The 25,032-nt window shown below is 60.3% G+C and carries 22 protein-coding genes and 5 pseudogenes; 16 read left to right on the top strand and 11 right to left on the bottom strand.

The genetic code is table 11. The features are described from left to right. Both JCM25414_RS21780 and JCM25414_RS21775 read left to right on the top strand, forming a co-directional pair. On the top strand, positions 1-676 hold a 676-nt coding region (locus JCM25414_RS21780; protein ID WP_148301039.1), incomplete at its 5' end, for an aminotransferase-like domain-containing protein. 8 nt (positions 677-684) lie between these two features. Then, entirely contained in the window at positions 685-1,008 is a 324-nt protein-coding gene (locus JCM25414_RS21775; protein WP_159101744.1) for an aminotransferase-like domain-containing protein, read from the top strand. Between the two features lie 110 nt (positions 1,009-1,118). Here the strand turns inward: JCM25414_RS21775 and JCM25414_RS09800 are convergent, their stop codons facing one another. After that, positions 1,119-1,535, bottom strand: coding sequence for an EVE domain-containing protein (locus tag JCM25414_RS09800; protein ID WP_025841524.1), 417 nt, complete (start codon positions 1,533-1,535; stop codon positions 1,119-1,121). Positions 1,536-1,735: 200 nt separating this feature from the next. On the opposite strand from JCM25414_RS09800, the pseudogene JCM25414_RS19025 reads away from it, so the two are divergent. The 14 genes and pseudogenes from JCM25414_RS19025 to JCM25414_RS09730 all read left to right on the top strand — a co-directional run bounded on the left by JCM25414_RS19025 (position 1,736) and on the right by JCM25414_RS09730 (position 14,826). Continuing rightward, positions 1,736-2,499: pseudogene (locus tag JCM25414_RS19025) on the top strand (heme ABC transporter permease). Further along, positions 2,496-2,663 (top strand): heme exporter protein CcmD, encoded by a 168-nt coding sequence (locus JCM25414_RS22475; protein ID WP_081775870.1) that lies wholly within the window; start codon positions 2,496-2,498, stop codon positions 2,661-2,663. Before JCM25414_RS19025 ends, JCM25414_RS22475 begins: the two are co-directional and overlap by 4 nt. A gap of 59 nt (positions 2,664-2,722) precedes the next feature. Continuing rightward, positions 2,723-3,238 carry a cytochrome c maturation protein CcmE gene (gene ccmE, locus JCM25414_RS09785; RefSeq protein ID WP_025841523.1) on the top strand — a complete coding sequence of 172 codons (516 nt, stop codon included), beginning with the start codon at positions 2,723-2,725 and terminating at the stop codon, positions 3,236-3,238. Then, entirely contained in the window at positions 3,235-5,241 is a 2,007-nt protein-coding gene (locus JCM25414_RS09780; protein WP_025841522.1) for a heme lyase CcmF/NrfE family subunit, read from the top strand. The genes ccmE and JCM25414_RS09780 overlap by 4 nt, the downstream gene beginning before the upstream one ends. Continuing rightward, positions 5,238-5,798, top strand: a complete 561-nt coding sequence (locus tag JCM25414_RS09775; protein ID WP_035443086.1) for a redoxin domain-containing protein — start codon at positions 5,238-5,240, stop codon at positions 5,796-5,798. The genes JCM25414_RS09780 and JCM25414_RS09775 overlap by 4 nt, the downstream gene beginning before the upstream one ends. Next, positions 5,795-6,268, top strand: coding sequence for a cytochrome c-type biogenesis protein (locus JCM25414_RS09770; RefSeq protein WP_025841520.1), 474 nt, complete (start codon positions 5,795-5,797; stop codon positions 6,266-6,268). The genes JCM25414_RS09775 and JCM25414_RS09770 overlap by 4 nt, the downstream gene beginning before the upstream one ends. Further along, positions 6,265-6,951, top strand: a complete 687-nt coding sequence (ccmI, locus tag JCM25414_RS19020; RefSeq protein ID WP_051535809.1) for a c-type cytochrome biogenesis protein CcmI — start codon at positions 6,265-6,267, stop codon at positions 6,949-6,951. The genes JCM25414_RS09770 and ccmI overlap by 4 nt, the downstream gene beginning before the upstream one ends. A 169-nt stretch (positions 6,952-7,120) precedes the next feature. Beyond that, positions 7,121-7,474: a hypothetical protein gene (locus JCM25414_RS19015; RefSeq protein WP_148301037.1), complete on the top strand. Its 354-nt coding sequence runs from the start codon at positions 7,121-7,123 to the stop codon at positions 7,472-7,474. A 64-nt stretch (positions 7,475-7,538) separates the two neighbouring features. Then, positions 7,539-8,689, top strand: a pseudogene (lptF, locus tag JCM25414_RS19010) (LPS export ABC transporter permease LptF). A gap of 13 nt (positions 8,690-8,702) precedes the next feature. Continuing rightward, positions 8,703-9,829 (top strand): annotated as a pseudogene (gene lptG / locus JCM25414_RS19005) (LPS export ABC transporter permease LptG). Further along, entirely contained in the window at positions 9,829-12,141 is a 2,313-nt protein-coding gene (locus tag JCM25414_RS09745; protein WP_025841518.1) for an LPS-assembly protein LptD, read from the top strand. Before lptG ends, JCM25414_RS09745 begins: the two are co-directional and overlap by 1 nt. Before the next feature lie 67 nt (positions 12,142-12,208). Beyond that, entirely contained in the window at positions 12,209-13,642 is a 1,434-nt protein-coding gene (locus tag JCM25414_RS19000; RefSeq protein WP_148301042.1) for a peptidylprolyl isomerase, read from the top strand. Then, positions 13,639-14,454, top strand: coding sequence for a 16S rRNA (adenine(1518)-N(6)/adenine(1519)-N(6))-dimethyltransferase RsmA (gene rsmA / locus JCM25414_RS09735; RefSeq protein WP_025841516.1), 816 nt, complete (start codon positions 13,639-13,641; stop codon positions 14,452-14,454). The genes JCM25414_RS19000 and rsmA overlap by 4 nt, the downstream gene beginning before the upstream one ends. Positions 14,455-14,619: 165 nt before the next feature. Continuing rightward, positions 14,620-14,826 carry a cold-shock protein gene (locus tag JCM25414_RS09730; RefSeq protein WP_025841515.1) on the top strand — a complete coding sequence of 69 codons (207 nt, stop codon included), beginning with the start codon at positions 14,620-14,622 and terminating at the stop codon, positions 14,824-14,826. A gap of 298 nt (positions 14,827-15,124) precedes the next feature. On the opposite strand, the gene JCM25414_RS26630 is transcribed toward JCM25414_RS09730, so the two are convergent. From JCM25414_RS26630 to dnaG, 10 genes and pseudogenes are all read right to left on the bottom strand, one after another. Then, entirely contained in the window at positions 15,125-15,715 is a 591-nt protein-coding gene (locus JCM25414_RS26630; protein ID WP_081775869.1) for a TonB-dependent receptor domain-containing protein, read from the bottom strand. Then, positions 15,607-17,130, bottom strand: a complete 1,524-nt coding sequence (locus JCM25414_RS18995; RefSeq protein WP_159101742.1) for a TonB-dependent receptor — start codon at positions 17,128-17,130, stop codon at positions 15,607-15,609. Before JCM25414_RS18995 ends, JCM25414_RS26630 begins: the two co-directional genes overlap by 109 nt. A gap of 423 nt (positions 17,131-17,553) precedes the next feature. Further along, positions 17,554-18,755, bottom strand: a pseudogene (locus JCM25414_RS18990) (class I SAM-dependent methyltransferase). Between the two features lie 137 nt (positions 18,756-18,892). Next, the gene (rplI, locus tag JCM25414_RS09715; RefSeq protein ID WP_025841514.1) at positions 18,893-19,471 is read right to left on the bottom strand and encodes a 50S ribosomal protein L9; all 579 of its coding nucleotides are present in this window, start codon (positions 19,469-19,471) and stop codon (positions 18,893-18,895) included. A 10-nt stretch (positions 19,472-19,481) separates the two neighbouring features. Beyond that, entirely contained in the window at positions 19,482-19,763 is a 282-nt protein-coding gene (gene rpsR, locus JCM25414_RS09710; RefSeq protein ID WP_023977644.1) for a 30S ribosomal protein S18, read from the bottom strand. A 5-nt stretch (positions 19,764-19,768) separates the two neighbouring features. Further along, positions 19,769-20,233: a 30S ribosomal protein S6 gene (gene rpsF, locus JCM25414_RS09705; RefSeq protein WP_023977643.1), complete on the bottom strand. Its 465-nt coding sequence runs from the start codon at positions 20,231-20,233 to the stop codon at positions 19,769-19,771. A gap of 189 nt (positions 20,234-20,422) precedes the next feature. Continuing rightward, positions 20,423-20,803 (bottom strand): GNAT family N-acetyltransferase, encoded by a 381-nt coding sequence (locus JCM25414_RS18985; RefSeq protein WP_051535806.1) that lies wholly within the window; start codon positions 20,801-20,803, stop codon positions 20,423-20,425. Next, positions 20,803-21,012, bottom strand: a complete 210-nt coding sequence (locus JCM25414_RS18980; RefSeq protein WP_035443083.1) for a hypothetical protein — start codon at positions 21,010-21,012, stop codon at positions 20,803-20,805. The genes JCM25414_RS18985 and JCM25414_RS18980 overlap by 1 nt, the downstream gene beginning before the upstream one ends. Before the next feature lie 2 nt (positions 21,013-21,014). Beyond that, positions 21,015-22,964 (bottom strand): RNA polymerase sigma factor RpoD, encoded by a 1,950-nt coding sequence (gene rpoD, locus JCM25414_RS09695; RefSeq protein ID WP_025841513.1) that lies wholly within the window; start codon positions 22,962-22,964, stop codon positions 21,015-21,017. A 249-nt stretch (positions 22,965-23,213) separates the two neighbouring features. Continuing rightward, a pseudogene (gene dnaG / locus JCM25414_RS26050) lies at positions 23,214-25,021 on the bottom strand (DNA primase). Between the last annotated feature and the right edge of the window lie 11 nt (positions 25,022-25,032).

Below are 25,032 nucleotides of genomic sequence, written 5' to 3'. Positions count from 1 at the left end.
CGAGCTACGCCACAGAATCGGGCCGGTTGGCCCCGGCCTGCCTGACGAGCACGAGTTTCCCGCCGATCTCTGGGCACAGATCCTGCGCCGTCAGGCACGACAGGCCCGTGGCGATGAAGCGGGGTATGGCAGCTATCATGGTGCGCGTGCTCTGCGTGAAACGCTTTGCGCGCGTCTGGCCAGCGACCGCGGTCTGACCGTCACGCCAGAGCAGATCCTGATTACCCCCGGCACGCAGGCGTCTCTCACGCTCGTCACCCAGATCATGACCGATCCGGGGGACACTATCGCGATCGAAGACCCCGGTTATGTCGGCGCCAAGGCCAGCTTTCTGGCAGCTGGCGCGACTCTCTACCCCGTGCCGGTGGATAGACATGGCATGCAGATCGAGGCGCTGCCGCAGGAAGCGCGCCTCGTTTATATCACGCCCTCCAACCAGTATCCGCTTGGCGGACGCATGGGGATCGAGCGACGCCTCGCGTTACTGGAACATGCGCGCAATCACGGCGCGCTGATCATTGAAGACGATTACGACAGCGAATTCCTCTGGCACGGTCGAGAAATCGCGGCTCTGGCCGCCCATGGCAGGGGCGCCGAATGCGTCTATCTCGGCTCAGCCTCAAAGGCGCTGCTGCCAGGCCTCAGGCTCGGCTGGATGGTCGTACCCCAAGCTTGATCGACCCGATGCGTGCGGCACATCGCAGCATGGGGTGCGCCGCCAATCTGCACGCCCAGCTGGCCTTGTCGGAATTGATGGAATCGGGCCAGTACCGCAGGCATCTGCGCCATATTGCGCGGCTCTATCAGGCCCGTGGCGAAGCGCTTTATGAGGCGCTGCGCAGCTGCGAGGGTGTCTCGGTCACCCGGCCGCGCGGCGGTGTACAACTGGGTCTGCGTTTCGAAAAAAAAGGGAGTGAATCGCGTAGTCAGAAAGCACTGGCCGAAGCGGGGTATCGCGTTGCCCGGCTTTCAGCCTTTGCCTCACCACGCCGCAGGAAGGACTCGTGATCGGTTTTGCCACACTCCGCCCGGACGACCCGGCGCGCATCGCGGCGGTGCTCGAAAAAGCCCTTTCCGCGCCGCTGCAAGCCTGACGCACAGGGAAACTCGCGGGCCAGCTAGTTTTTCTGCCACTGCCCGAGCTGGCAGAGATATTCCCACTCGCTTTCGCGCACCGGCGCTACGGAAAGACGCGACTGACGCAAAAGTGCCATTTCGGAGAGGGTTGGATCAGATTTGATCATGGCAAGCGAAACCGGATTGGCAAACGCGCCACGCGCCTTCACATCGACGCAAACCCATTTTCCGCCCTCGCCAGTCGGGTCGGGATAGGCCTCACGCACCACCTCGACCACACCGACGATCTCCTTGTCGGAGACAGAATGGTAGAAAAAGGCCAGGTCGCCACAGCGCATGGATGAGAGGTTGTTACGCGCCTGATAATTACGCACCCCTGTCCAGGGTTCGACCTCGTTTTCAACCTGCTGCTGCCAGGAAAACGTTTCTGGCTCGGATTTGATCAACCAGTATTGCATCAACGCGCCTCTTCCATCGGCCAAGCCTGTCGCGAACGGCCAGATTAATTGTTCCAGCCTGCTCCCCCCGTCGATTTTTTTGCCGTATCAAAACGAATTCCGATCGAAAAAACTGCATCGGACGGGGACGTTATCGGGCTATACCATGACCGAACGCCGCAGGAGAGAGGCCAAGAGTGACGAAAGCGACGCATCAAACCCTGCCAGGGCGGCCCGTGCAGGGAGGCTTCCTGCATCGCTTTGCCAATCCCGGTCGCTTTCTGCGTCTGTCTCGCTGGCTCTTCCCGTTTCTGTGCGTCACCTCCTGCTTTTTTCTCGCCATAGGCCTGATCTGGGCAGTGCTCTTTTCCCCCGCCGACTGGCAGCAAGGCGATGCGGTGCGCATCATGTATCTGCATGTCCCGATGGCGGTTCTGGCCTCGGCAGCTACGCCGCGCTGGCGCTGTGCGGTGTGCTGTCACTCGTCTGGAAACATCCTCTCGCCGATCTCGCCGCTGTCGAAATCGGGCCGGTCGGCGCCGTGGTGACGGCGCTCTGCCTGATCACGGGGGCTCTCTGGGGCAAGCCCATGTGGGGCGCCTGGTGGGTCTGGGACGCGAGACTGACCTCTGTGCTGGTACTGTTTTTTCTTTATCTCGGTCATATCGCGCTCATTCAGGCTTTCGACGACCCGCAACGCGGCTATCGTGCCGCCGCTGTTCTGGCGATTGCCGGAGTGATCGATCTGCCGATCATCAAGTTCAGCGTAAACTGGTGGAATACACTTCATCAGCCTGACAGCATCACCCTTACCCACGCACCGACCATGCCGTCTTCGATGCTGCTGCCGCTCTCGCTCTGCATGATCGGCTTTTCGACCGGATTTGCCGCACTCGTGACAGGGCGCGTGAAAGCCGCCATTCTCGAGACACGCGCCCAACAGATGCTGACCAGACGCGCCCGCCCTCTGAGCGATGCTGCATGATCCATAATCTTCACACCCACTGGCCCTATATCGCCGCCTCTTACGGCTTTGCGCTGCTCGCCATTCTCTGGCTGAGCGTTCAGCTTGCCCTACGCCTGCGCCGCGCTACCACGCAACTGGCCCTGCTCGAACGCCATGATGCGCGCAAAAGGCCGGGTTCATGACGTTACCCTCCTCTCCAACCGGAGCGGCACACCGCCAGACAGGCCGCCAGACACGACGTATGACCCGCAAGAGCCGCCGCCTCTGGCTGGTCCTGGCCTGTCTGGCCTCTTTCGCCGTGGCTGCCGGGCTGGTTCTGAACGCATTTTCGTCCAGCATCGTATTTTTCATGGCGCCGTCGCAGATCCTCAAGGCTCCCCCCGCCTCCGATCGGGTGATCCGTCTCGGGGGTATGGTAGTCGCAGGGTCTCTCAAGCGCAGCATCGACGGGCAGACCCCCGTCAACCTGTTCGAGATCACGGACGGGCAGGCCGCCATCGATGTGCGTTATGAGGGGATTCTTCCCGATCTTTTCCGCGAAGGGCAGAGCGTCGTAGCCCTTGGCACCTATCAACGCGGCTCCGCTTTCATCGCCTCGGAAGTTCTGGCCAAGCATGACGAGACCTATATGCCCAAGGAAGTCGCCGATGCCCTGCAACGCAGCGGCAAATGGGACCCGAGATTCGGCAAGCCACCATCGAGCGAGAGTTTGAACAGCATGGCCCGTGGGGCAACAGGTGGTTCGGGCGGTCGATGAGCAGTTTTTTTGGACCTGAACAGGGGCACTACGCTCTCGCACTCGCCTGCGTTCTGGCACTCACCCAATGCGTTTTGCCCCTCTGGGGGGCCTGGCGCGGGCAACGTTTCCTGCTCGATCTCGCGCCGCGTCTGGCCTTCGCCCAATTTCTGGCCCTGGCCTATTCTTTCATCAGCCTGATCGCCTGTGCGGTGCAGGATGATTTCTCGGTTCAGAATGTCGCCGCCAACTCAGCACTGAGCAAACCGCTTCTCTATAAAATCACCGGCGTCTGGGGCAATCACGAAGGGTCGGTGCTGCTCTGGGCCCTCATTCTCGCCCTGTGCGGCGGGGCCGTCGCCCTGCTGGGGCGGAGCTTGCCCCTGGTTCTGAAAGCGCGCGTTCTGGCCATTCTCGGCGGAGTCTCGACAGGGTTCCAGCTTTTCTGCCTGCTGACGTCGAACCCGTTTGCACGCATCTGGCCTGCACCAGCAGAAGGACAGGGCATGAACCCCCTGCTTCAGGACCCCGGCCTCGCCTTTCATCCCCCCGTTCTCTACACCGGCTATGTCGGCTTTGCTGTGCCCTTCGCCTTTGCCGTAGCCGCCTTGATCGAGGGCCGTGTCGATGCAGCATGGGGACGGTGGGTGCGGCCCTGGGCCGTCGCCGCCTGGTGCTTTCTGACCTGTGGCATCGCGATGGGCTCGTGGTGGTCGTATTATGTGCTCGGCTGGGGCGGCTACTGGTTCTGGGATCCGGTCGAGAATGCCTCGCTCATTCCCTGGCTGACCGGGACGGCGCTGGTCCATTCAGCCATCGTGGTCGAAAAACGCGACGCGCTGCGTATCTGGACCGTGCTGCTGGCCATCGCCAGTTTCTCATTTTCACTTTCCGGCACTTTCCTCGTGCGCTCGGGAATCCTGAATTCCGTTCACGCCTTCGCCAATGATCCGGCACGGGGTGTCTTCATTCTCGGCCTGCTGGCGCTGGTCATTGGCGGATCGCTTCTGCTTTTTGCCTGGCGGGCCCCCAGCCTTACAGCCGGAGGAATTTTTGCGCCCATCTCGCGAGAGGGCGGGCTGGTGCTCAACAATATCCTGCTCTGTGCGCTTTGCGCCGTGGTCGTGACCGGCACGATGTATCCACCCTTCATGCAGATCCTGACCGGGCGCACGCTCTCTGTCGGCAAACCCTTTTTTGACGCTACCACCATACCCCTGGCCCTGCCGCTGATGGGCGCCATGGCGCTTGGAACGTTGTTGCCGTGGAAGCGCGGCCATCTTCGCCCCCTGCTGCGCCGCCTGCGGATGGCAGGGGCGATCGCGCTGCTGGCGCTGATCGTCGGCAGCTTTCTGCTGAACGGCATTTTACCCGCTCTGTGCGCTGCCGCTGCCCTCTGGGTGATCATGGCGAGCGTGACCGATCTGGCCGCGCGTCTTGGCCTGCGCGATGGCGTGACCGTCATGCGCCAGCGCCTTCGCCGCCTGCCGCGCGCCATCTGGGGAAGTGCCATCGCCCATATCGGCATGGGGGTCACGGTACTGGGCATCACCGGCATGTCTCAGGCACATCACGCTGTCGTCGAGATCGGTATCGGCCAGACGCTTCAACAAGGCACGCTCGACTGGCGCCTGATGTCGGTCCGGCAAGAGACCGGGCCGAATTACAAGGCGCTCGTGGCGGATCTGACGGTTTCACGCCACGGCCATGTGATCGCCACACTGCATCCCTCGCGACGTGACTTTGTGAGCCAGCATCAGGTGACCACCGACGTCGCCATTCGCACCAATCTTCTGCGCGACCTCTATGCCGCCCTGGGCGAAAGTCACGGGTCCGGCACCGATGCGCGCTATGTGCTGCGCCTGCATAACAACCCCCTCGCTCCATGGATCTGGCTAGGCGGCGTCATCATGGCTCTCGGTGGCGCCCTCTCTCTCACCGACAGACGCCACCGCTTCGGAGCGCCGAGAAAGGCGCGTGATGGAAAAGATCCCGCTCCCATGGTTCAGGAAGGCCGCTCATGACGATTTCGACAAGGCGACGTCTGCTCATGACCCTGCCGGTCGCCGGGGCCGGACTAGCTGGTTTCGGATGCTGGAAAATGCTAACCGCCATGCAGGACGGCTCTTTCGACCCTCATGCCATACGCCGGGACAAGGGCAGCGCGATCGTGCCCGATTTCGCACTGCCCGGTCTTTCAGGCGCGGGTGACGGGTTCGATGCCGCCGCGCTCAGTCAGAATGCCAGACCTGTTCTGGTGAATTTCTTCGCCTCTTGGTGCATCCCCTGTGTCGCCGAAATGGCAGCGTTGAGGGGGATCGCGCGCCAGATCCCGCTCTGGGGCATTGCCTATAAAGACAAGCCTGAAGATGCCCGTCGCTTCATCACCCGCGACGGCTCGCCTTATACGCGGGTGGCGCTCGATCAGACCGGCATGACCGCCATCGATTGGGGGGTGAGCGGCGTTCCGGAGAGCTTTCTGATCCTGCCCGGCGGCCGTATAGCCTGGCATGGCGCTTCGGCACTCGATGAAACGCTGCTTCGTCGCGAAATCCTGCCGCTGGCGAACGCTGCCCTATGAAGAAACTCGCTGTCTCTGCCTGCCTGGCGCTCGGTCTGGGCGTTCTGGCCCTGCCCGCGCTCGCCCTCGATGATCCGTCCGAGATGTTGCCCAACCCGGCACAGGAAAAGCGGGCTGAAGCGATAGGCGCGCAACTGCGCTGCCTGGTCTGCCAAAACGAGTCGATCGAAGACAGTTCGGCGTCTCTGGCACGCGATCTGCGCCATGTCGTGCGTCAACATGTGGCTGGCGGAGAGAGCAACCAGCAGATCATGGCCTGGATGACGCAGCGTTATGGCGAATTCATCAGGCTGAAACCCCGCTTTACCGCCTCGACCCTTCTGCTCTGGGCGATGCCGGTTCTCGCTCTCGCCCTCGGAGGGATACTGGCTGCGCTGATGCTGCGCCGCCCTCGCAGCACCGAGCCCCTTGATGAAAGGGAAGAGAAGCGTCTTGCCGAAATTCTTCGCGAGCAGGATATTTCACGATGAACTGGCTCGGCTTTCTCATCCCCAGCTTCGTCATCCTGCTGCCGCTTCTGGCATTGCTCCTGCCTGGGCGAAGGGCCGTCACCGCCCCGGTCAGCGCGCGGCTTTCCGCGCTTACCCTCTACCGTCATCAGCTGCGCGATCTCGACCGCGATCGTGAAAACAGCCTGCTTGGTGACGACGAAAAAGCCCGCGCCGAACTTGAAATCCAACGACGCATTCTGGCAGCAGACCGACTTGCAGAAGCTGAGCTGACGGCACAGCCGCACCAGAAGCTGCGTTTCGCCTTGCTACTGGTGGCTCTGCCGTGCTTCGGCTTCGCGCTCTATCTCACCAATGGCCACCCCTCTCTGCCCGCTCAGCCTCACAGGGCCACGACACTCGCCGTGCCGCCCGCCATGCAGGCGCTTTTCGAGAAACTCGCGAGGCAGGTCGCAAACATGACGCCCGACGACCCCGATTATGTGCGTCAGTCTGTTCTGCTCGGTCAGGTCGATGAGGCGCTCAACCGCCCCGCTGACGCGCTGCGCGCCTATCGTCAGGCGCTGTCAGCCCACTTCATACCCGAACTGGCTGTGCAGATCGCCGAGCTTCAGACCCAGCAGGACGGCCATATCTCGGCCGACAGCCTCGCTTTGTATCGCAAGGCTCTCGACTCGGCGCCCTCCGATGCGCCTGGCGCCTAGCTGTTGAGGCCCGCATTGCCGCAGGGGAGCATGATCAGGCGCTCTGAATTTTCACCTTTCCCGAAACAGTACCGTCCGTCTTCGGAGAAAGCGTCATTGAGACATGATGGGCACGATGCTGCCATTTTGCTGTTGCAAAAACCTTTTCGATAACGGCAAGAGCGGTTCCATGGTGCGTCTCTCCCCCCTGCCCCGACAGCGATCCATTATAACCGGGAATTATCTGCCCGTGCCGCGCCCCCCCGCGCAGGAGACGATCGTGCTGTGCCCGGTTTGTCGCGGCAAGATGCAGCGCACCGACGAAGAGTGTCCTAATTGTCACGCCGTGCGCCATTTCGGTCCGACCCGGCGTGAAACCGCGCTGAGTGCCCTTATCGGTCTGGTGGGCGCCCCTTCTGTCTCCCTGCTGATCATCCGTCCATCATTCTGGACCGCCATCGTTGCTGTGGTTGGGTTACTGGGCGGGTTCTATGTCGCCCACAGTCGGCATGCGAGCGATCGATGGCTGCGTCAGCCGCACTGATCAGAAGACTTCGTAACAAGATGCAGCTTTCGGCAAGTCCGGCGAAACGCTAAGGGCAATAGTTATGTCTGCTTCGGCTTCACGCCCCCAACGTCGCCCGTATCTGCTGTTGCGCGAGCGCTATGTCCTGCGTCAGCTTTTTCTCGGATTGCTCGGCATCACAAGTGGCGCCATCGCCTCATCTGGCTGATGCAGTCGCTGCGCTTCGTATCGCTCGTGGTAGATCGTGGGCTCTCCCTTCGGGTGTTCATCCAGCTTACCTCCCTGATGATCCCGTCCTTCCTGGCTGTCATTCTGCCGATCACGACCTTTCTGGTTGTGCTGTTCGGCTATCAGCGCATGGCAGGCGATCGCGAAGTGACGGTTATGCAGGCTGCCGGATTATCGCCATTCCAGCTGGCGCGCCCTGCCATGGCCTGCGCACTCATCACCACGATACTGGGCTATATTCTCAATCTATGGCTGGTGCCCGTCTCCTACCATGCGTTCAGGCGCTATGAGTTCGAGATCCGAAATCGCATGGCAGCCTTCCTGCTGCAGGATGGCGTCTTCACCCAGTTGTCGAAAGATATGACCGTTTACGTGCGTACGCGCGACCGCAGTGGTGAGATGCATGGCGTTTTCGTCGAGGACGACCGCCTGCCGAACGCCCGCGCGACGATCATTGCCGAGCGCGGCAATATGGTGGTCATCGACAACCAGCCACGCGTCGTGCTGTTCAACGGCTCACGCCAGGAAATCGACCATCATACGGGGCGGCTCAACGTACTGACATTCGAACGAAATTCGATCGACCTCTCAAGCAGGAAACAGGCCGAAACCGAAGTGCGTGACGCTTCTGAAATGTCACTTCCCGAGCTGTTCCACCCTGACCCGCAATATGTCTCTCAGCGCGATTGGGGCAAGTTTGCTGTGGAAGGCTGGCGACGTCTGACGGCGCCACTCACAACTTTCTCGTTCAGCATGATTGCTCTTGTCGCCGTGCTGAGCGGCGCCTTTTCGCGTCACGGCAATGTCAAGCGACCTCTGGCCGCCATCCTGTCGGTCGTCGGGCTGATGGCCGCATCGTTGATGCTGCAAAATCTCGCAGGGCGTAACCTCGGCCTGGTCCCCCTGCTCTGGATCGTCGCCGTCGTGCCGGCCCTTGCATGCAGCTACTGGCTGTTTGCCTCTGAAAGCGTGAGAACCGCGCGAAAGAAGACCCATGGCACGTAGTCCCCTCGCCCTGATGAGGGGCAGTTCGGCTGGCGTATCGGTTACGCTGTCGATCTACATCTCGCGCATTTTCACGCTCTTCGCCCTGGCCATGATTGCCGCCTTGACGGGACTTGTCTCGCTTTTCGACTTTATCGATCTGCTTCGGCGCGTAGCAACAAAGCCGGATGTGCCGACCAGCCTCGTGACAGAGATCGCCGGGCTGCATGTGCCCTATTTCATGATCATGATCATGCCGTTCGGCATCCTGCTGGGTGGTATCGTCTGTTTCTGGCGTCTCACGCGATCGTCCGAACTGATCGTCGCGCGTGCTGCCGGCATCTCGGCCTGGCAGTTTCTCGCCGCACCTCTGGCCTGCGCCATTCTGATGGGCACGTTCGGCACGCTCGCGCTGTCGCCACTCTCATCGTCTATGTTTCGCAAGGCCGAACTTCTGGACGAGGCCTATCTCAAGACCGGCGGGGGGCCACTCTCGCTGAATGGAGGAGCACTCTGGCTACGCCAGCTCGACGACGATGAAGGCAGCAAGGGTGTGGCTATTCTGCATGCACGTCGCGTTTTCATGCATGATCGCAGATTGAGCATCAACGACATCAGCATCTTCCGCCTCGACACACACGATCAGCTCGTCATTCGTATCGAAGCGCCCCGTGGAGAGCTGGTCGAGGGCGCCTGGAAGCTGGAGGATGCGGCAACCGTGCGCCCCAATCACCTGCCCACACGCATCGGTGACTACCTCCTGCCGACCAATCTCTCCCTGACCCGTGTTGAACAGAGCTTCGCCTCGCCCGACACGCTCTCGGTCTGGTCCCTGCCCGGTTTCATACGCCTTCTGGAACGGTCGGGTTTTTCATCCATACGGCATCGACTGCACTTCCAGACTCTGTTAGCTCTTCCGATCCTGTGCGGTACAATGGCACTCGTCTCGGCTGGGTTCTCCATGCGCCCCTCGCGGCGCGGCGGTGTGGCGCGCATGCTTGGCTCGGGAATCGCTGCGGGTTTTGCGCTTTTCACCATTTCGAAGGTGGCAGCGCAGTTTGGTGAATCCGGTGCTCTTCCGCCTGTCATGGCGGCCTGGGCGCCGACTGGCGCAGGTCTCTGCTTGGCGGTAGCTTGCTTCTGCATCTGGAGGATGGTTGATGTCGAAACGGCGCGTTGCGCATAGAAGGCGCAAGTCCTGGCTGGCTGCGTCCATGCTGGCTGGTACCGCGACATTCGGCCTCATACCCGAAGCCGATGCAACGATGCAGCGCCAGACCGGCCCGAAAGTTGCCGTAGGCAAACCCTCTGCTCAATCCGACCCGGTTACTTACTTGGCCGATCAGGAGAGCTACACCCGCTCGGGCGTGGCGACCTGGACGGGCAATGTGCAGGTCTGGCAGGGCGAACATGCCATGCGCGCTGACAAGATCGTCTATGATCGCAATACCGGCGTCATGACGGCCACCGGCCATGTAGCCATGGTCGAGCCTGACGGCAGTACCAGCTATGCCAGCTATGTCGAGCTGAGCAACGGCATGCATGATGGTGTTGCGCGGGCGATTTTCCTGCGCATGGAAGACAATGCCAAGATGGCGGCCAATGGCATGCGCCGCACCAATGGCAAGATCAACGACATGGGCAAGGCCGTTTATACGGCCTGCGAAATTTGCGCCAAGGACCCGTCGCGCGCGCCTTTCTGGCAATTGCGCGCCTATAACGCGACGCAGGACACCGAGCACAAGCGCATCAATTTCAGCCATGCCTATCTGGATATGCTGGGCGTTCCCATCGTTTACCTGCCGATTTTCTCGATGACAGACCCGAGTGTTAAAAGACAGAGCGGCTTTCTCATGCCGGGCATCAACCCGCATGATCGCTATCTGGGCACCTATTTCACCATCCCCTATTTCTGGGCGATCGACGACCAGCAGGATCTGACCGTTCAGGGGCTGGTTTCTACCCGCACGGGGCCACAGGTAAGCGGCCAGTATCGAAACCAGCTCAATTTCGGCAAGATCAACTTTACCGGCGGTGTTGCCTACAGCACGCGCAAGGAAGGAAGCTACGTCAACACCTTTGGCAACACGGTGGACGGCACTAACGACAACGGCATTCAGGGTTATGTACGCGGCAGTGCCGTGTTCGATCTCGACGATCACTGGCGGGCTGGCGCCAACGTCAATCTGGCATCGTCGGCCAACTACATGCGTGACTACCGCATTACCGGCTACGGCAACGAAACACTGCAATCGACAGCCTATATCGACGGATTCGGGGTCGGGTCATACACCCGACTGGATGGGCAGTTCTATCAGGGCCTGAACCAGGGCGTCATCCGCAACACGAATCTGCCCTTCGTCCTGCCGCGTCTGAATTACGCCTTTCAGGCGCAGACCGATCCACTGGGCGGGACGTTCTCGCTGAACACGAACGACTTCAACGTCTATCGTCCTGAAGGCACGCGTGACCAGCGCGGGCAGATCCAGATGAACTGGAACCGCCCGTTCCATAACGTTCTTGGGCAGATCTGGCTTCTGACGGCTCGGGTGGACGCCACGGTCTATCAGGCAAGCCACCTCACCGAGCAGCCGCTCTATTATACCTCGACAGGCACGCATACGACCGGCTGGGTTCTGCCGACAGTTGCTCTGAAAATGAACTGGCCGTTCATGCGTCGCTTCGCCCACGGGCATGGCTCCCAGATTCTGGAGCCCATCGTTCAGGCGATCGCAGCTCCCAATATGGGCAACAGTGCAACCCGCATGATCCCGAACGAAGACAGCCTGCAATACGAGTTTACCGATAGCACGCTGTTCTCGCTCAACCGCTATACCGGCACGGATCGCCTTGATGGCGGGTTACGCGGCAATGTAGGCGTGCATGGCAACTGGACGTGGCGCGGTCATGTGGTCGATTTTCTGGTGGGTGAAAGCATTCAGCAGCATATTACCCATAACCGCATGGCCTATTCGGGCCTGGACCACCATCTCTCTTCGCCTGTGGCCCGTGTTCGTGTCAGCCCCAACCAGTATCTCGACCTGACAGCGCGCGGGCGCTACGATCCGTGGCGCAAGAGTTTCGATTACGGTGAAGGGCTCGTCAGCGTCGGCGTACCAGTATTCCATGTGAATGCGGGCTATATCTACGAGCCGGTCACGCCATATTATTTCTACGCGACGAATTACCGTCTGAATGGCCCCACGCAGGTCTATTATACGAAGACCAACGAAGTGACGGCTGGCGTATCGACCGCGTGGAAGCAATACCACGCCTCGGTCTATGGACGCCGGTCGCTCTCGCGCAAAGAGTTCGTCAGCCTTGGCGGCGATATCGGCTATTCGAACGACTGCTTCGGCTTGGACATCCTTGCGATCAAGCAATATACCTCGATCGGTGGCCAGCAGCGCAACACGACCGTGCTGTTCAATCTCACCTTCAAGACGATCGGTACCTTCGGAATCAATGGCTGACGGACGCGCAATGAGCTTTTCTGCCCCCATCCTTCGGGCTGCCCCGCACTCCGGTTTTTCCCGGTCGATGCGTACGACGCTTCTCGGCTTTACGGCGCTGCTCGCCTTTCCCGTGCTTGGCGCGCAGGCGGCTCCGACGCATCACGGGCAGACCCAGCGTGCACACCCGGGGCATGGCTCGGTGGTCGAGCCGGTCACTCCGCCCGAAGATGCCATTCTCGGCACGATCAATGGGCAGGTTCTGACCGAGCGCGATGTCGATAACCGTGGCAAGCTTTTCGCTCTGTCGACAGGGCTCAATATCAGCCCCGATCTGATGCAGCGTCTGCGCCCGCAGATCATCCGCCAGCTGACCGACGAGCGCATCAAGACCCAGGAAATTCTCAAGCGTCACATCAATGTCGAGCCGCAGCAGATCGCCCAGGCCATCAACAATATCGAATCCCGCAACGGCATGCCCAAGAATGCCCTGCGCGATCGACTGGCTCAGGACGGGGTGTCGCTCACCACGCTGATCGACCAGATTCGTGTCCAGATCGGCTGGATGCAGGTGTTGCGTGAGGAAATTTCAGGGCGTGGCCGCATCACGGCGCGCGAGATCGCCCAGCGCGAAGAAGCCCTTCGCGCCGAAGAGGGCCGCGCGCAGTATAATGTGAGCGAGATTTTCATTCCTGTGGCCGATCCGCGCCACTCGGAAACGGAACTCGAATTCACCAAGACGATCATTACCCAGCTGCGCAATGGTGCTCCCTTCCCAATCGTGGCGGCACAGTTCTCCCAGGCACAGACCGCACTCGATGGCGGTACGATGGGCTGGGTGCAGGAAGACAGCCTTGATCCGCCTGTGGTGGAAATCGTGCGCCAGATGCCGATCGGTGCCATTTCCAACCCGGTCAAGGTGGCGGGCGGCTATGTGATCGTCACGGTCAATGGCAAGCGCACTATCGGTCATCAGAACGTGACCATGGTGACCGTGCGTCAGGCTTTCTTCCCGTTCTCGTCGCCCCTGAACCCGCAGAATCCGACGGACCAGCAGAAGATGACGCTTCAAAAGGCGTCTTCTGCCGCGCAATCTGTCCATGGATGTGACGCGATGGAAGCGCTCAACCATTCTCTAGGGGAAAAGCATCCCTCCGATCCGGGCGGTCAGCTCGTGCTGGAACGGCTCAATCCGCAGATGCGTCAGGTTCTGTCCGACATGCCCATCGGCCAGTCGAGCCACCCGCTCGTTTCCACCGATGGTATCGCCCTGCTAACGATCTGCTCTCGCGGGCAGAAGAACATCGCCCAGCAGAGCCCGAGCGAAATCGCCGATAGCCTCATGAATGAGCGCGTCGAACAGGCGTCACGCCAGCTCGAACGCGACCTCGAGCGTCGTTCGGTGATTGAGATGCGCAAGGACGACAAGGCCGCAACCGCCAAATCGCCTGACGACGCGCCAGGCGACGACGAGGCCCCCGCCAAAAAGCCGCATGGCAAACCTGCGTCAGGTCAGGGATGACCCTTCCCAGCCTGCGCGACGCCATACGTATCCATGGCCTCGACGCTAAGAAATCATTCGGTCAGCATTTTCTTCTCGATCCGGGCATCGTTGCCCGGATCGCTTCCCTCGCGGGCGACATGGCTGGGCGTCATGTGGTCGAGATCGGCCCCGGGCCAGGCGGGCTGACAAGAGCCCTGCTCGACACCAGCAGATGCGTACATGCGGTAGAAATCGACCAGCGCGCCTGGCCTCTGCTCGATGAGCTTGTTGCTCATGCCGATGGCAGGCTGGTTCTGGTCAAGGCGGATGCCACCAGCCTCGATACGGCGACACTCTGCCCTGCGCCGCGCAAGATCGTGGCCAACCTGCCCTATAATGTCGGCACCCCCCTTCTGATCGGCTGGTTGCGTCAGGCTGCGCTCTGGGAACGCATGACGCTGATGTTCCAGCTTGAAGTGGCCGACCGCATCTGCGCCGCTCCCGACACATCGGCATATGGTCGGCTCGGCGTGATCGCCCAGTGGTGCGCAACCTGCAATGTGGTCATGAAGGTCCCTGCGGGAGCTTTTTCACCGCCCCCCAAAGTCGAGTCGGCCGTGGTCGATCTTGTACCCAAGGCGGAGCAACCCTCAGCCGCGCTGTTCAAGGCAATGGAGCATGTCACCCATCTGGCTTTCGGCCAGAGACGCAAGATGCTGCGCGCCTCTCTCAGGCCGATAGGGGGTGAGGCCCTGCTCGAAAAAGCGGGTATTCTCGCGACCCGCCGGGCAGAAACGCTTTCGATCGACGAATTCGCGACGCTGGCAAAACTGGTCTGCACGGGAAACTGATAGCGAGAGGCGCTTGCACTACCTGCCGCAAGCGCCCATACAGGACCAAGACGGGTGCACTTGCCCGAAAGGTCGAATGCATGTGGCATTTCGATTCGTTTCGCAGGAGCATGTCTGCACGCAAAATTTTTCTGCGTGCCCGTCGTACTATCAAGGAGCCTTGTTATGGCAACAGGCACCGTCAAGTGGTTCAACTCAACCAAGGGCTTCGGCTTCATCAAGCCGGATGCCGGTGGCGATGACGTGTTCGTGCACATCTCGGCAGTTGAGAAGGCCAATCTTTCCACCCTCGCAGACGGCCAGGCGCTCTCTTACGACACCGAAGTCGGCCGTAACGGCAAGACGTCGGCTGTTTCGCTCAAGCTGAGCTGAGCCGCCCCCCTCCTCGGAGGGGAGACGACGAGGAACTGTCGAAAGCGCGGCCTGGCATCCGGATGGAGCCGCAACGCGCTTTCAGCACGCTCCAAGCCTGAGAGCAGCCAGCAAAGGAGGAATGCCTCCTCTACCTCGCTGCATCAGGCTGTCGGCACTGACGGGCATTCTGCCCGGTAGCGCCCTTTTTGATACCCCCCCCAAGCGGCCACGCGCATATCAGCGCCCCATGACGAATTGGCCGAAATCAGCGCGACCAGCGCCCTCACTCCGCACCATTCGCTCTCCAAAAAAAAACCTAGAACGCAATGCTTGTCGCGACAGCGAAGCTACGACCCTGCCCCCAGCTATTGCGAAAAGCCGACCCTGTCGGGGTGATGATATAGCCCTGATTCAGCAGATTGACGGCGTTGAGTTGCAAACTGACCTGGCGTGAAAACAGTTTCGGTACTGTCCATGACGCAAAGGCATCAACCGTGCCGTAGCCCGGAACCTGAAAACTGTTGTCGAGCGTCGCCGCACGCGTGCCGACAAGCTGCACACCGCCGCCAGCCCGCATCGCGATTTTGTACCACGGCAAGGCACCGTTCCAGGTCAGGAAAATACTGCCGCTGTTCTTGGGAACACCGATCAATTGATATCCTTCTGTCTCGGGCGCGTCCCGCAAGGTCCGGGCATCTGTCCAGGCATAGGACAGGATTGCATTCCAATGGCGGGTCAGAGCGCCAGTAAGACTCGCTTCGAACCCTTTCGATCCAGCAAGCCCCGTCAGCCGCTGTATCATGTTGCCGTTGGTGTCCAGCCCTGCCGTCTGAAGCACATTCTTCTTGCGGATATGATAGAGCGCCACATCTGCTGTAAGTCCGTGATTTTCGTAGCGGGCACCCAGTTCGAACTCGCGCCCGGTTGTCGCTTGTATCCGCCCTGAAGAACCGTACCGGCAGAGAGAAGGTTGGCACCGAAAGACTGTGAATAATCGCCGTAAAGAGAAACGCTCCTGAATGGCTGCCAGACGAGCGCGGCAAAGGGCAAGGGCTTAGTGCAGGAGGCATTCGCCGTCTCTACAAAGGGAATACCGCTGCCATAGCGCAAAGCAAACCACTGATAACGCACGCCTCCGCTCGCTATCAGGCTCTTCGTGAGATGGATATTATCCTTCAGATACCCCGAGGCGCTGTTGATATTCTGCTGCAGATTGCTGCTTGCCGGGTTGAGTCGGCCTGTCGGGGCGAGGCCGCCATAGACAGGCCTGGACGGGTTGAAGCCGCCCTGATTGGCCGATTGATAGAAGGCGCCCTGATCCTGGTTGCGGTTCTCATAATCGGCCCCGGCGGTGATTTCATGCTTCATGCGCCAAAGTTCGTGGGTGCCAATATAGTCCAGTGCCGCGCTGCCATTGGCGCGTAGCGTCCCGCTATTGGAGCGATAGCGTCGCATCAGGATCCCGGTGCGCGGATTGTAGCTGGAGGGATCAGCCTGTCGATCGTGATAATCATCCCTGTTATAGCCGCCCGACAGCCTCAACCGGTCATGCGCTCCCAGCCGGTAGCCAAGATGCGAGGCAATGAGATGACGGGCGCCGAAAGAGGCCGTCCAGGCTTCGTCCAGGCGCTTCTGCGGACCGGAGACTGGGTTATTGCCAACAAACACGGCGCCACGATCCAGTACATTGTGATAATCGGCGAACTCGTAAGACAGCGCCCCGTCCCAGCGATCATGACGCCAGTTGAGCGTCGGCGCGACGAGGACCTGCTTGTTAGCGCCGAAATTACGCCAGTAATTCTCATTGCGGAAACCACCGATCAGACGAAAGGCGAAATCCCGACCAAGCGGGCCTGTGAAATCCAGATGGCCATTGCCGCCCCTTAACGAACTCCACTGCGTGCCGAAATTGGCGCCCAGCCGATGAAAGTCGGGGGCTTTGGTGATGACATTGATCACACCACCCGGCTCCTGCATGCCATAGAAAAGCGAGGCTGGCCCCTTGAGCACCTCCACGCGCTCTGTCGTATCGCCCTGATAATTGCGGCCGACCGGCATTCTCACGCCATCGCGCAGGATCGACCCATCATCGTTCGAGCCAAAGCCACGCTTGATCAGAGAGTCCTGCGTTCCGCCGAAATTATTACCGACGACCATGCCGGGAACGTATTTCGCCATGTCTTCCATGGTCTGAGGCGCGAAATCCACCAGGGTTTGATGCGTGACGACATTGGTGGTCTGCGTCTGCTCCAGAAAGGGCATGGCCCTTTTATCGCCCATACTGCTATCGGTAGCCGCGTAGGATCCGCGTTCACCGCGCACGGTGATCAGTTCCTTGCCCGCCTTGCGTCGGCTCGTGCCGGCCGGCTGGAGCGTTCCCTTTCCCCGGGACGTTGCGGCTATTACCGTTTTCGAGTCTACAGAAGGACTGCTCCGGGCAACGATACCGCCCGTCTCCGTCCCCCCTCTCTGAGCCAGAGCGTCGGGAGAGCCTGCGAAGCCGAGCGTGGTCACGCAAGAGGCAACAAGGACGGAGCGAGAGGGCCGAACCGCTCTCAGTACTTTTCTATTGCGAATAGGTCTCATTCGCTAATTGCGACACAGATCGTGACACGGCGAAACACGGAATCACGATTCCGAGAGCTTGAACTGTTACTTATCGTTACTGCTCACCCGAGCTGGACGGTTTTAGCCACCCTTCTCCCTCCCGACTGACGCCATATTCACGTTTCCAACCCCGAGGCCTTACTCGCCGCGATACTGATAGTCTCGCGTGAGTGGCACAGCATTCAGATCGGGCGAGAGCTGGATCTGGAAATTCATGTGCCCCTGCAGGCGGAAGGAGAGTTCCGCCCCTGTCAGATAGAATTCGAACATGCGACAGAAACGCTCATCATAAAGCGCCTCGATCTTCTTCCGATTGGCGGCAAAACGCTCACGCCAGATCTTGATCGTCCTGGCGTAATGCAGCCTCAGGATCTCGCAATCTGTCATCCATAACCCTGCGCGTTCTATCGACGGAAGCACCTCACTCAGCGCAGGCGAGTAGCCACCGGGGAAGATGTATTTATCGATCCAGGGATTGGTCGAACCGGGGCAGTCCATGCGGCCGATCGAGTGGATCAACGCGATACCATCGGCGTTGAGCGCTTTACGTAATGTGCGAAAATAGATGTCGTACTGACCGATCCCAACATGTTCGAACATACCGACGGAGACGATACGGTCGAATTTGCGGGTGAGCTTGCGATAATCCATGAGCAGGAACTGCACCTGACCTTCGAGACCCGCCTCGCTTGCACGCTGCTGCGCCACGTGCAATTGCTCTCGCGACAGGGTGATGCCGGTCACCCTCGCCCCGTAATCCTTCGCCAGAGTAAGCGCCATCCCCCCCCAGCCGCAGCCGATATCGAGCACTTCAAGCCCTGGCCGGTTGAGGCACAGCTTAGCCGCGATATGGCGCTTCTTGGCGCGTTGCGCCTCTTCGAGTGTCATATCTTCTGACGTAAAGTAGGCGCAGGAATATTGGCGGTCTTCGTCGAGGAAAAGATCGTAGAGCGCGCCGTTCAGATCATAGTGGTGGGCCACATTGCTGCGGGACCGACGCTGATTGTTCCACTGCCTAAAAAACCGGGTGATAAAACGCGCTTTTTCTTCCAGCCTGTTCAGGAAATGATGACTGTCATGGATGTTGAGCATCAGCACACCCAGAACATCCTCGAGCGCGCAACCGACAGCTACGATCTCGCCATCCATCCAGCCCTCGCCGAAGGCGAGTCCCGAGTTGAGCAGAAGCGCCTTGAGTGCTTTGTCGGTCTTGACGTGAATGGCAGCAGACGGCCCCGGCAGCCTGCCTTCGTAGTGCCGCTTCCTGCCACTGGCAGAATCACATCAAGAGCACCCGCCTTGATGAATCGCTTCAATACCTGATCAAGCAGAAATGCCATGGTAGACCCCGATCTTTTTCAGACAGTTCAAGTATTTGAACGTCCAAAACGGGCGGTCGTCAACAGAGGCAGACAAAACAAAACCCGGCTGCCTGAGGCCGCCGGGTTTCGTATTCAGTCGTCAAACGCGGTGTCTATTATACAGCAGCGCCTTCAACTTCACCTTCGATCGCGGATTCGTCACCCTCGACTTCGGTTTCGAGAACGTATTCGTCCTCTTCAGCGACGACGGCTTCGCCACGTGCCTGACGCTCGGCTTCTTCTTCCGAACGGGCGACGTTGACAGTTACCGGGATCGACACTTCAGGGTGAAGATCGACGCGCGCTTCGACCAGACCCAGCATCTTGATCGGCTCAACCAGAACGACCTGGTTGCGGCCGACCGTGAGGCCGGATGCGGTCACGGCAAGCGCGATATCACGCGTGGTAACGGAGCCGTAGAGGCTGCCGCTGTCACCAGCCTGACGGATGATGACGACGCTCAGGCCATGCATACGCTCAGCAAGACGCTCGGCCTCTTCACGACGCTTGAGGTTCTGAGCCTCAAGCTGCGCGCGCTCGGTTTCAAAACGCTGACGGTTCTGGGCGTTGGCGCGGAGCGCCTTGCCCTGCGGCAGCAGGAAGTTGCGCGCATAGCCGGGCTTGACGCGGACGATTTCGCCCATCTGGCCCAGATGCTCAACGCGCTGCAACAGGATGACTTCAGTCTGTGACATGCCTGTCTCCTCAGTTCATCACGTAGGGGAGCAGGGCAAGGAAGCGGGCGCGCTTGATCGCCTGCGCCAGCTCACGCTGCTTCTTGGCCGAAACCGCCGTGATGCGGCTCGGAACGATCTTGCCGCGCTCGGAGAGGAAGCGGCTCAGCAGACGCACGTCCTTGTAGTCGATCTTCGGCGCGTTGGGGCCGGAGAACGGGCAGGACTTGCGGCGGCGATAGAACGGACGACGGGCGCCGACGGCGATGCGACGGGCGGCCGGGTTGATCTCGTTGGTGTTCTCGTCAGACATCGCGATTACTCCGCATCCATCTCGGCACCCTCACGGGCGCGGTATTCTTCACGATCGTCGCCACGACGGCCGCCACGGCCGCTGTCGAAACGACCAGCAGGCTTGGAGTTGCCACCACGGAAATTGCCGCGATCGCCACGATCATCGCCCTTGCGGGACAGGATCGGAGACGGGTCCTGGGTGATCTCTTCAACGCGCAGCGTGAGAACGCGCAGAACATCTTCGTTCAGGCTCAGCTGACGCTCCAATTCGCGGATCTGGTCCGGACGGGCATTCAGGCCGAGAAGAACGTAATGGCCCTTGCGGTTCTTCTTGATGCGGTATGCGAGCGAACGCAGACCCCAGAACTCGCGCTTCTCAATGGAACCGCCATCCTGGGTGAGGAGGGTTTCGATCTGCTCGACGAGGGTTTCGACCTGCGCCTGCGAGATATCGTTACGTGCGATAAGCACGCTTTCATACAAGGGCATATGTGCTCCCTTCGGATTGCTTCAACCCAACTGTCGACCGCAACCGGTCGGGTCAGCGCCTCTTCCACAAGGCTCGGGTATAGCCGGGACGATGCCTTCGTCCGGCAGGGGAAGGCGGCATAGAGCACATTCTGCAGGAGAGGGGCAAGACAAAAGCGGCATGCCCTCCGCGAATATACGTCTGAGCGTTCAGTTCACCTGGTGACGCAGGTGCTCGGGCAGGACGAGGCCCAGATCGTCAGGGATGCTCCAATGCTCCTGTTCGACCATGATCGGCACGAAGCCAGCGGCCTTGTAGGTAGGCAGGGCATTGGGATGATCGGCCGTGCAGGTGTTGACACGTAACACACGGGTCTCTTTCTGCCACGCTTGCTGGATTGCCGCTTTCAGGAGTTTCCTGCCCAGCCCTTTGCCCTGGGCCTCGGGAACGAGGCCGAGATAGGACAGATAGGGTGTCTCCGGCTTTTCGAGGTCGAGTTCGAAAAATCCCGTCACACCTTCGGGTCCCAGCAGGCGGCAGATATAGGTATGAGATGATGCGATGATGCGGTGCAGCGTCGCTTTGGGCATCAGATAGCGCATCCACCAGCAATGGGGCGCACCAACGAGGCGGTAAAGCGCGAGGTAATCCGGGATGTCAGGATGCCATCGCTCCAGACGATAGCCCTCGGGCCAGACAACCCGGCCTGGCAGAGGCGCCTGAGGCGCTCGAGGAAGGTCACATCAACCGTCACTTCGGTTGTCGGACGCTCCGGAGCCACCTCAAGCCACTTATCCATGATCAGTTATCGTCGAGGAACGAGCGCAGCTTGCGGCTGCGGCTGGGGTGCTTGAGCTTGCGCAGCGCCTTGGCCTCAATCTGGCGGATACGTTCGCGGGTCACGTTGAACTGTTGCCCGACTTCCTCGAGCGTATGGTCGGTGTTCATGCCGATACCAAAACGCATACGCAGCACGCGCTCTTCACGCGGGGTGAGCGAGGCCAGAACGCGCGTGGTCGCTTCACGCAGATTGGTCTGGATCGCGGCGTCGAGCGGGATGACCGCTGTCTTGTCCTCAATGAAATCGCCCAGATGGCTGTCTTCCTCGTCGCCAATCGGCGTTTCGAGAGAGATCGGCTCTTTGGCAATCTTGAGCACCTTGCGCACTTTTTCAAGCGGCATGCCGAGCTTCTCGGCCAGCTCTTCGGGGGCAGGCTCGCGACCGATCTCGTGCAACATCTGACGCGAGGTACGCACCAGCTTGTTGATCGTCTCGATCATATGCACCGGAATACGGATGGTGCGCGCCTGATCGGCGATCGACCGCGTGATGGCCTGACGAATCCACCAGGTCGCATAAGTCGAGAATTTATAGCCGCGACGGTACTCGAATTTATCGACGGCCTTCATCAGACCGATATTGCCTTCCTGGATCAGATCCAGGAATTGCAGACCGCGATTGGTGTATTTCTTGGCAATCGAAATCACGAGACGCAGATTCGCCTCGATCATTTCCTTCTTGGCGCGCGTCGTATCGCGCTCACCACGAGAGACGACCGCATAGACACGACGGAACTCGCCAACCGGCAGGCCGGTGCTATGCGCCAGATCGGCCACCTGATTACGCAGATCGATAATCTGCTCGGCGTAGCGTGTGGTGAAGTTTTTCCACGATTTACCGGTCAGCGCAGAAACCGACGCCAACCAGTTCGGGTCGAGTTCGTAGCCGCGATATTTCTGCAGAAAGTCGTCACGCGACACGCGGCAGCTTTCGGCCATGCGCAGCATACGGCCTTCAAGTGTGTTCAGACGCTGAAATTGGACCTTGAGCTGGGTTACCAGCTCTTCGATCCGGTTGTTGTGCAAATGCACCTGCTCGACCATCTTGACCAGTTCGGTGCGCAGCTTCTCGTATTCAGCTTCCGAAGCGCCGGTCGCTTCGGAGCCGCTGGTCAGCGTCTCGATGCGACGCACCTGAAGCGCGCGCAGCGTGTCGTAAAGCGGCTCAATAGCTTCGAAATGGGCGAGGATCTCGGGCTTGAGCTTTTCCTCGAGCGCTGACAGCGATAGGCCGGAGCTTTCCGGGTCGCCACCTTCCTCGTTTGCGGGCTCTTCGTCGAGGTTGTCCTCGTTCTCTTCACCGTTTTCGGTCTCGGCTGTCTCTTCCTCGGAAGGGCCGCCCTGCATGGCTTCAAGATCGACGATGTCGCGCAGCAACATCTCGCCTTCCTTGAGCTTGTCATGCCAGGAGATGATGGCACGGAAGGTGAGCGGGCTCTCGCAGAGACCACCGATCATTTCATCGCGACCGGCCTCGATTCGCTTGGCGATGGCGATTTCGCCTTCACGCGACAGCAACTCGACCGAGCCCATCTCGCGCAGATACATGCGCACCGGATCATCGGTACGGCCCGCGCTTTCGCTCACATTGCCAGTAGGCGATTCTTCGGCTTCTTCGGCCTCTTCCTTTTCCTCGGCCTTTTCCTCGGCGTCTTCCGCTTCCTCGTTGTCTTCGTTCTCGACAACCTGAATGCCCATTTCGGAGAAGATGGCCATGATGTCTTCGATCTGCTCGGAAGACATCTGGTCCTGGGGAAGAACGGCGTTCAGTTCGTCAAAGGTGATATGGCCGCGCTCACGTCCCTTGGCGATAAGCCGCTTGACCGCACCGGACTGCGTGTCGAGGACATTGGTATCGCCGTCCTGGTCCTGCGCATTCCGCTCCGTTCCCGTGGCCGCTTTCGTCGCCATACCCTACTCCCTGCTCCCGCACGCCCTGTCGGGCGTAACGCTTAAAACCAGCCATGAAAGAAACGCGTCAACCCAGCGCACTGCAAGAGCAATGCGCCGCCCGACCCGGCCAGCCCACCGGCCAACCTCTCTTCCAACTGCGATCCACCAGCGTCAGCGCTAGCAATTTCGGCAGCGTGCAGGTGGGCGATCCAACGCCCGAAGTCAAGGGTCTGCCCCTCTCTTTTCGTGTCCGACCGACGCGCAGCGTCACTCCTCGTCGTCACTTTCTTCACCCCGGCGCAGACGATCGAGCGTGCGCAAACGCACCAGGAGAGCCTCTGGCAGGCCTTCGAGCGACGGGTTGGAAAGGGCTGCCTGCATGTCCTGCTCGACTTCGCGCACAAAAGCGGGATAATTCACCAGGCCGAAAAAATGCCACCATTGCTGGATGGGTTCGAGCGAGAATAATCCGTTCCTGTTCGCCTGCGTGGCAGGCAAGAGTCCGTTATTGAGCAAGCTGCGTGCCTCGTCCCCAAGGCCGCTTGCCTCAAGGGCCTCGAGACAGGATTCTGACGTCAGCCCCTCCTCAGATGACAATTCGGCAAACCAGTCCAGTATCGTGTCGCGTATTTCATCAAGCGGCGATGGCAGCTCAAGACGACCGTATTGATCCTCGATTTCCAGCAAAAGAGACGGCGTACGCAGAACCAGAACGGTCAGAAGGCGCAAGCGCTCCAGCGCGCCCGTATCGATCGCCCCACTGCGCAGCGGTGCCTTTGCACCACGCGGTTTCGCCGCCCCATTGCGGCCACCACGCCGTGAGGAGGCGAAAAACCGCTCCATCAGGGCACGGCGATATTCCGACGCGAGATCCTTGTCGGCAATCAGCGCGGCAGCCGCTTCGAGACGCTTTTTCAACGCCGCACGCTGCTCGGGCACGTCCTGTTGCACACCGGCCATCATGAGCTGAAAAAGCTCTTCAGCCAGAGAAGTCGCGCCATCAAGCACGCGTTTCATCGCCTGCGGGCCTTCGCGACGGATCAGACTATCCGGATCATCCTTTGGGTCGAGACGGCAGAAATTCAGACTGCGCTCATGCGTGAGCAGGGGCAGCGCCAGCTCTGCAACGCGCAAAGCCGCGCGCGCACCGGCAGCATCGCCATCGAGACAAAGGATCGGATGAGAGGCTTCGCGCCAGAGCAGTTCGAGCTGCTCTGCCCCCATAGCCGTTCCGAGCGGCGCCACAGCCGCCTCGAAACCCGCCTGGGCCAGGGCGATGACATCCATATACCCCTCAACCACGATCAGCTTCTGCGCCGGATCACGCAAGGCAGCACGGGCAAGATCGAGGTTGTAAAGCGCCCGCCGCTTGGAGAAGAGCGCCGTCTCCGGGCCATTCACATATTTCGGCTGGGCGTCGCCAAGCGTGCGGCCACCGAACGAGATCAACCTGCCGCGCCGGTCGCGTATCGGAAACATGACGCGAGAGAAAAACAACTCGCCCCTTGGCGCACCGCGCTCATCCACGCGCATGAGCCGGCCTGAACCAGTTGCTCCGGCGTGATGTTCTGACCGCGCAGCGCCTCGGCCAGCGCCCCGCGCCCCTCACCCGCCCAGCCGAGGCCGAAACGCTCGATGGTCGCATCCGACAATCCGCGCCGACGAAGATAGGCCAGTGCCTGACGCCCGGCAGGCTGGAAAAGCGCCTGACGATAAACTGCCTGCACGGCTTCGAGCACATCGCCGAGCGAACGCGCCTCCTGCGCACGCGCCTCCTGACGCGGGTCCTGACGAGGCATGTCGAGCCCCGCCTCGCTGGCGAGTTGCTCCACAGCTTCGGGGAAGCTGCGCCCCTCGCTCTGCATGACGAAGGAAATGACATCGCCATGCACTCCACAGCCAAAGCAGTGGAAATGGTCGTCATAAACGTAGAATGACGGCGTCTTTTCCCCATGAAAGGGGCAGCATGCCTTCCAGTGACGGCCTGAACGGCTGAGCTTTGTCCGCCGCCCGATCACCGCAGCGATCGGGGTGCGGGCGCGCAGCTCGTCGAGAAAGCCGGGGTCGAACGCCATCTCTCAGCCCG

It is taken from the genome of Asaia platycodi JCM 25414, assembly GCF_000614545.1.
In the GTDB taxonomy this organism is placed as follows: domain Bacteria; phylum Pseudomonadota; class Alphaproteobacteria; order Acetobacterales; family Acetobacteraceae; genus Asaia; species Asaia platycodi.
Note: the sequence above shows the minus strand (reverse complement) of the source record. Positions and strands in the feature narration are given on the sequence as shown.